8 protein-coding genes and 1 pseudogene are annotated in these 5,997 nt (G+C 71.9%); all 9 read left to right on the forward strand.

Annotated features, from left to right (window positions below):
- A pseudogene (locus ACTIR_RS26995) lies at positions 1 to 295 on the forward strand (hypothetical protein); the annotation flags it as partial.
- Positions 296 to 349: 54 nt separating this feature from the next.
- Entirely contained in the window at positions 350 to 838 is a 489-nt protein-coding gene (locus tag ACTIR_RS0120170; protein ID WP_026455629.1) for a M67 family metallopeptidase, read from the forward strand.
- 73 nt (positions 839 to 911) lie between these two features.
- On the forward strand, positions 912 to 1,190 hold the full coding sequence (locus ACTIR_RS0120175) for a MoaD/ThiS family protein (RefSeq protein WP_007026097.1): 279 nt from the start codon (positions 912 to 914) through the stop codon (positions 1,188 to 1,190).
- A gap of 13 nt (positions 1,191 to 1,203) precedes the next feature.
- On the forward strand, positions 1,204 to 2,154 hold the full coding sequence (locus ACTIR_RS0120180) for a PLP-dependent cysteine synthase family protein (protein ID WP_026455630.1): 951 nt from the start codon (positions 1,204 to 1,206) through the stop codon (positions 2,152 to 2,154).
- 218 nt (positions 2,155 to 2,372) lie between these two features.
- Positions 2,373 to 2,969 (forward strand): rhomboid family intramembrane serine protease, encoded by a 597-nt coding sequence (locus ACTIR_RS0120185; RefSeq protein ID WP_026455631.1) that lies wholly within the window; start codon positions 2,373 to 2,375, stop codon positions 2,967 to 2,969.
- Between the two features lie 74 nt (positions 2,970 to 3,043).
- Positions 3,044 to 3,817 (forward strand): glutamate racemase, encoded by a 774-nt coding sequence (murI, locus tag ACTIR_RS0120190; protein WP_026455632.1) that lies wholly within the window; start codon positions 3,044 to 3,046, stop codon positions 3,815 to 3,817.
- A 145-nt stretch (positions 3,818 to 3,962) separates the two neighbouring features.
- Positions 3,963 to 4,733, forward strand: coding sequence for an MBL fold metallo-hydrolase (locus tag ACTIR_RS0120195; RefSeq protein WP_026455633.1), 771 nt, complete (start codon positions 3,963 to 3,965; stop codon positions 4,731 to 4,733).
- A gap of 51 nt (positions 4,734 to 4,784) precedes the next feature.
- Positions 4,785 to 5,564: a ribonuclease PH gene (gene rph / locus ACTIR_RS0120200; protein ID WP_007026102.1), complete on the forward strand. Its 780-nt coding sequence runs from the start codon at positions 4,785 to 4,787 to the stop codon at positions 5,562 to 5,564.
- On the forward strand, positions 5,561 to 5,997 hold a 437-nt coding region (locus ACTIR_RS24560; protein WP_065388615.1), incomplete at its 3' end, for a non-canonical purine NTP pyrophosphatase. The genes rph and ACTIR_RS24560, both read left to right, overlap by 4 nt.

Here is a 5,997-nt window from a genome sequence, read left to right on the forward strand (position 1 = left end):
GCGCCTGCTGGCCGCGGTGCGGGACACGCTCGCGCTGCTGGACGAGGCCCGGACCGAACTGCCCGGCTCGCCCACCGTCACGCTCGACCGGCAGGCGGTGACGGCGATGTTCACCGCACTGGGTCAGGCGCAGACGGTGCTGCTGCCGCGTCCCCGGTGGGCGGCCAGGGTGGACTGGACCACCGCGCACACCCGGGACCGCGACCGGGACCTGGTGCGGTTGACCGCGTGCCAGTCGGCGCTGGCCAACGCGGCGCTCACCGAACCGGGGGACGAGACGTTGTTCACGGCGTGACCTGTGTCTTCTCACGGTGTGAACAGCCGGTCGGCGGGACGTAGACTCGGGGACGTGTTGCAGATTCGCCGTGAGCTCGTGGACGCGATCGTCGCGCACGCGCGCGCCGACCACCCGGACGAGGCGTGTGGCGTCATCGCCGGTCCCGACGACGGCACCGACCGCCCGGAGCGGTTCGTGCCGATGGTGAACGCGGTGCGCTCGCCCACGTTCTACGAGTTCGACTCCGCCGACCTGCTCAAGCTGTACCGGGAGATGGACGCCCGGGACGAGAAGCCGGTGGTGATCTACCACTCACACACCGCCACCGAGGCGTACCCGTCCCGGACGGACATCAAGCTGGCGCAGGAGCCGTTCGCGCACTACGTGCTGGTCTCCACCCGGGACCCCGAGGAGCACGAACTGCGCTCGTACCGCATCGTGGACGGCGAGGTCACCGAGGAACCCGTCGAGATCATCGAGGACGGCACGCCGCGGGACGACGTGGTCGAGTCGTACATGTTCGCCAACACCGGCAGCGACGACGTCCCCGACGAGCGCTGAGCACCGCGCGGGAATACCCCCGCCCGTTCAGGCGTCTGTGTCTAGGTCAAACCCCTTGCAGTGGAGGTACTTCATGTCCGTGACCGTCTCCATCCCCACGATCCTGCGCACGCACACCGGCGGTGAGAAGTCGGTGGAGGCGTCCGGCAAGACCGTGGCGGAGGTGATCGACGACCTCGAGTCCCGCCACGGCGGTCTCAAGGAGCGCCTGGTCAAGGACGACAAGCTGCACCGCTTCGTCAACATCTACGTCAACGACGAGGACGTCCGGTTCGCGGGCGGCCTCGACGCCGAGGTCACCGACGGGGACACCATGACCATCCTCCCCGCCGTCGCCGGCGGCGCGCGCTGAACGGTCGGTGCTCATGGCCCGCTACGAGTCGTTGCTCGACATGCTCGGCGGCACCCCGTTGGTGGGGTTGCCCCGGCTCTCCCCCGCCGAGGACGTGCGGTTGTGGGCGAAGCTGGAGGACCGCAATCCCACGGGCTCGGTCAAGGACCGGCCCGCGCTGGGGATGATCAACGCCGCCGAGCGGGACGGCCATCTGCGGCCCGGTTCGACCATCCTGGAGCCGACGTCGGGCAACACCGGCATCGCGCTGGCGATGGCCGCCAAACTCAAGGGCTACGGGCTCGTCTGCGTCATGCCGGAGAACACCTCGGACGAGCGCAGGCAGCTGTTGCAGGCCTACGGGGCGCGGATCGTGTACTCACCCGCGGCCGGTGGGTCCAACGAGGCCGTGCGGCGGGCGAAGGAACTGGCCAAGACGAACCCGGACTGGGTCATGCTGTACCAGTACGGGAACCCGGCCAACACCGACGCGCACTACTCGACCACCGGGCCCGAGCTGCTCAAGGACCTGCCGACGATCACGCACTTCGTGGGTGGGCTGGGCACCACCGGCACGCTGGTCGGGGTCGGGCGGTACCTGCGGGAGCAGAAGCCGGACGTCCGGGTGATCGCGGCCGAGCCCCGGTACGGCGAGCTGGTGTACGGCCTGCGCAACCTCGACGAGGGGTTCGTGCCGGAGCTGTACGACGAGGACGTGCTCAGCGGGCGGTACTCGGTGGGCGCCTACGACGCGCTGCGCCGGACCCGCGAGCTGTTGGAGCACGAGGGCATCTTCGCGGGCATCTCGACCGGTGCGGTGTTGCACGCCGCCCTGGGGGTCGCCAACAAGGCCCTCAGCCGGGGGGAGAGTGCCGACATCGCGTTCATCGTCGCGGACGCGGGATGGAAGTACCTCTCGACCGGCGCCTACAGCGGCTCCCTCGACGAGGCCGCCGAACGCCTGGACGGCCAGCTCTGGGCCTGACCCGCCCGGGGTGGTCCCCCGCCGTCGTGCCGTGAGGGGCACATTCGCTGCACGCGACGCAGTGAATGTGCCCCTCACTGCTTGTGACGCAGGGAATGTGCCCTTCACGGTCACCGGGGTGGGTGAGGGGGGTCGGGGTGCGGGCGCCGTAGCCTGGGGGTGTGGACAGGGATGGGATCGGTGCCGCGTCCGGGGCGCGACGGTCGGGTACCGGACGGGTGTTGCCGCCGCGACCGTTGTCGGCGGCCGCGGTGGCGGTCTCGTTCGTGCTGCTGCTCTACGTCGTCGAGCTGATCGACGTGGTGTTGTTCACCACTGATCTCGACCGCAACGGCATCGTGGCCCGGTCGGTGGACGGGCTCGACGGCATCGCCTGGGCGCCGCTGCTGCACGCCGGATGGGGGCATCTGCTCGCCAACACCGTCCCCGTGGTGGTGTTCGCCTTCCTCGCCATGTCCGGTGGACTCGCGCAGTGGATCGGCGTGACGCTCACCATCTGGCTCACGGCCGGGATCGGGGTGTGGTTCACCGCACCGCCCGGGACCGTGACGGTCGGCGCCTCCGGACTCGCGTTCGGATGGCTGGCGTTCCTGCTGGTGCGCGGGCTGTTCACGCGCAGTCTCCGGCAGCTCGCGCTCGCCGTCGTGTTGTTCCTGCTCTGGGGCGGGATGCTCTGGGGCGTGTTGCCCGGAGCGCCGGGTGTGTCCTGGCAGGGGCACCTGTTCGGCGCGGTCGGCGGCGTCCTGGCGGCGTGGGTGGTCGGCCGGGCGGACCGTCCGGCCGCGGGGACCCGCAACGGTAGTCTCGGGGCGTGAGTCAGGCCGCCACCCCGAACGCCGCCACCCCCGATCCGGCCCCGAACTCCGGTCTCCCGGACGCCGACGCCCCCATCGGGATCTTCGACTCCGGCGTCGGCGGGCTCACCGTCGCCCGTGCGGTGGCCGACCAGCTCCCCGCCGAACGTCTGCGCTACGTGGGCGACACCCGGAACGCGCCGTACGGGCCGTTACCCATCGCCACGGTCCGCGAACTGGCGCTCGCCGCGCTCGACGACCTGGTCGCGGGCGGGGTGAAGGCGCTCGTGATCGCCTGCAACACCGCGTCGGCCGCGTGCCTGCGGGACGCCCGGGAGCGGTACGACATCCCGGTGTTCGAGGTGGTGCTGCCCGCGGTCCGACGGGCGGCGGCCACCACGCGCAACGGCCGGATCGGGCTGATCGGCACCGAGGGCACGGTCCGCTCGCGCGCCTACGACGACGCCTTCGCGGCCGCCACCGGGGTCACCCTGCACAGCACGGCGTGCCCGCGGTTCGTCGACTTCGTGGAACGCGGGATCACCTCGGGCAGGCAGGTGCTCGGACTCGCCCAGGGCTACCTGGAACCGCTCACCCGTGCCGGGGTGGACACCCTGATCCTGGGCTGCACGCACTACCCGCTGCTCACCGGAGTGCTCCAGACGGTGATGGGCCCCGAGGTCACCCTCGTCTCCAGCGCCGAGGAGACCGCCAAGGACGTCGTGCGGGTACTCACCGAACGCGATTTGCTCACCGGACGGGACGGTGAACCCGACCACGAACTCGTGGCCACCGGCGAGCCCGAGCCGTTCACCCGGCTGGCGCACCGCTTCCTGGGGCTCGGTGGGACGGTGCTCCCCGCTCCGTGACGTCGGCGTGCCGCCTGTGGAGATCGCGGTGGGCGTGCCGCCTGTGATGCTCACGGTGGGCGTGCCGCCTGTGATGCTCACGGTGGGCGTGCCGCCCACCACGTGCCGGGGGCGTGCCGCGCGGGCTCGTGGCAAGGTGTGCGGCGTGCGACTGACGATCCTGGGCTGCTCCGGCAGCATCCCCGGTCCCGACCGTGCCGCCTCCGGGTATCTGCTCGAAGCCGACGGCTTCGTGCTGGGGATCGACCTCGGCAACGGCACACTCGCCCGGATGCAGGCCCTGATGGACCCGTTCCGGCTGGACGCGCTGCTGTTGTCCCACCTGCACCCCGACCACTGCGCCGACTTCAGCGCGCTGACGGTGCTGCGCCGGTACCACCCCGACCCGCCGTACGATCCGCGCGCACACCGGCTCCCGGTGTACGCACCCGGTGAGGCCCCGCGCAGACTCGCCAACGCCTTCGCCCCGCACGAGTCGGAGCGGTTGGAGACCGACCTGTCGGACGTGTACGAGTTCCACACCCTGCGGCACGCGACCGAGCGGATCGGACCGTTCACCGTGACACCGGTCCCGGTCGTGCACCCGACGGAGTCGTTCGGCTTCCGGATCGGCCTGGACGGCACCACACTCGCCTACACCGGGGACAGCGGGCCGTGCCCGGGTCTGGAGGAGCTGGCGCACGGTGCGGACGTGCTGCTGGCCGAGGCGAGCTGGACCGAGGCGCCGGACCGGCCGGAGGCACTGCACCTGTCCGGGAAGCAGGCGGGCGGTCTGGCGCACCGGGCCGGGGCCGGAAGGCTCCTGCTCACGCACGTGTCACCGTGGTCGGACGGGGAGTCGATCCTGGCCGAGGCGCGGGCGGAGTTCGCCGGGCCCACCGAACGTGTGGAGCAGGGCGGGGTCTACGAGTTGTGACGACCCGCCCACGTCGGCGGGCCGGATCGGGGGTCATTAGGCTTGCCAGGCGTGGTGCGACAAGACGGCAGGAACGACGACCAGCTCCGCGAGGTACGGATCACCCGCGGTTACCAGCAGTGGCCGGCGGGTTCGGTACTCGTCGAGTTCGGGAACACCCGGGTGCTCTGCGCCGCCAGCGTGACCGAGGGGGTGCCCCGCTGGCGGGTCGGATCGGGACTCGGGTGGGTCACGGCCGAGTACGCGATGTTGCCGTCGGCCACCCACTCCCGCAGTGACCGGGAGTCCATCAAGGGACGGGTCGGCGGTCGGACCCACGAGATCAGCCGGTTGATCGGGCGGTCCCTGCGCTCGTGCATCGACCTGGCGGCGCTGGGGGAGAACACCGTCGTCATCGACTGCGACGTGATCCAGGCCGACGGGGGCACCCGCACGGCCGCCATCACCGGTGGGTACGTGGCGCTGGCCGACGCGATCACCTGGCTCGGGGCGGCCGGACGGCTCGCCGACCCGAAGCCGCTGTCGGCGGCCGTGTCGGCGATCAGCGTCGGGGTGGTGGACGGTCGGGTGCGGCTCGACCTCCCCTACGAGGAGGACTCCCGCGCCGAGGTGGACATGAACGTCGTGGCCACCGACGCGGGGACCCTGATCGAGGTGCAGGGCACCGGGGAGGGCGCCACCTTCACCCGGTCCACCCTGGACACGATGCTGGACCTGGCGCTCGACGGGTGCGCGGAACTGACCCGCAGGCAGACCGAGGCCCTGGCCGGGCCGTACCCGGGCGAGTTGCCGGAGCCCCCGCGGTCGAAGAAGGCGAAGGACAAGAAGTGAGTGGCGCCGTCCGGGTGCTGCTGGCGACCCGGAACGCGAAGAAGCTGGCCGAGTTGCGCCGCATCCTCGCCGACGCGGGGGTGGCCGGGGTGGAGGTCGTCGGCATGGCCGACGTCCCACCGTTCCCCGAGGCGCCCGAGACCGGCGCGACCTTCGAGGAGAACGCCCTCGCCAAGGCCCGTGACGCCGCCCGCGCCACCGGCCTGCCCGCCGTCGCCGACGACTCGGGGTTGACGGTCGACGCCCTGAACGGGATGCCCGGTGTGCTGTCGGCACGCTGGGCGGGCTCGCACGGGGACGACGCGGCGAACCTCCGGCTCGTGCTGGACCAGCTCACCGACGTTCCGGACGACCGGCGCGGCGCGGCGTTCGTCTGTGCGGCGGCCCTGGTCCTGCCGGACGGCGTCAGGCCGGCCCCGCCGGACGGCGCCGC

Origin of the sequence: Saccharomonospora iraqiensis subsp. iraqiensis, from assembly GCF_000430445.1 — a bacterium.
GTDB classification, from domain to species: Bacteria; Actinomycetota; Actinomycetes; order Mycobacteriales; family Pseudonocardiaceae; genus Saccharomonospora; species Saccharomonospora iraqiensis.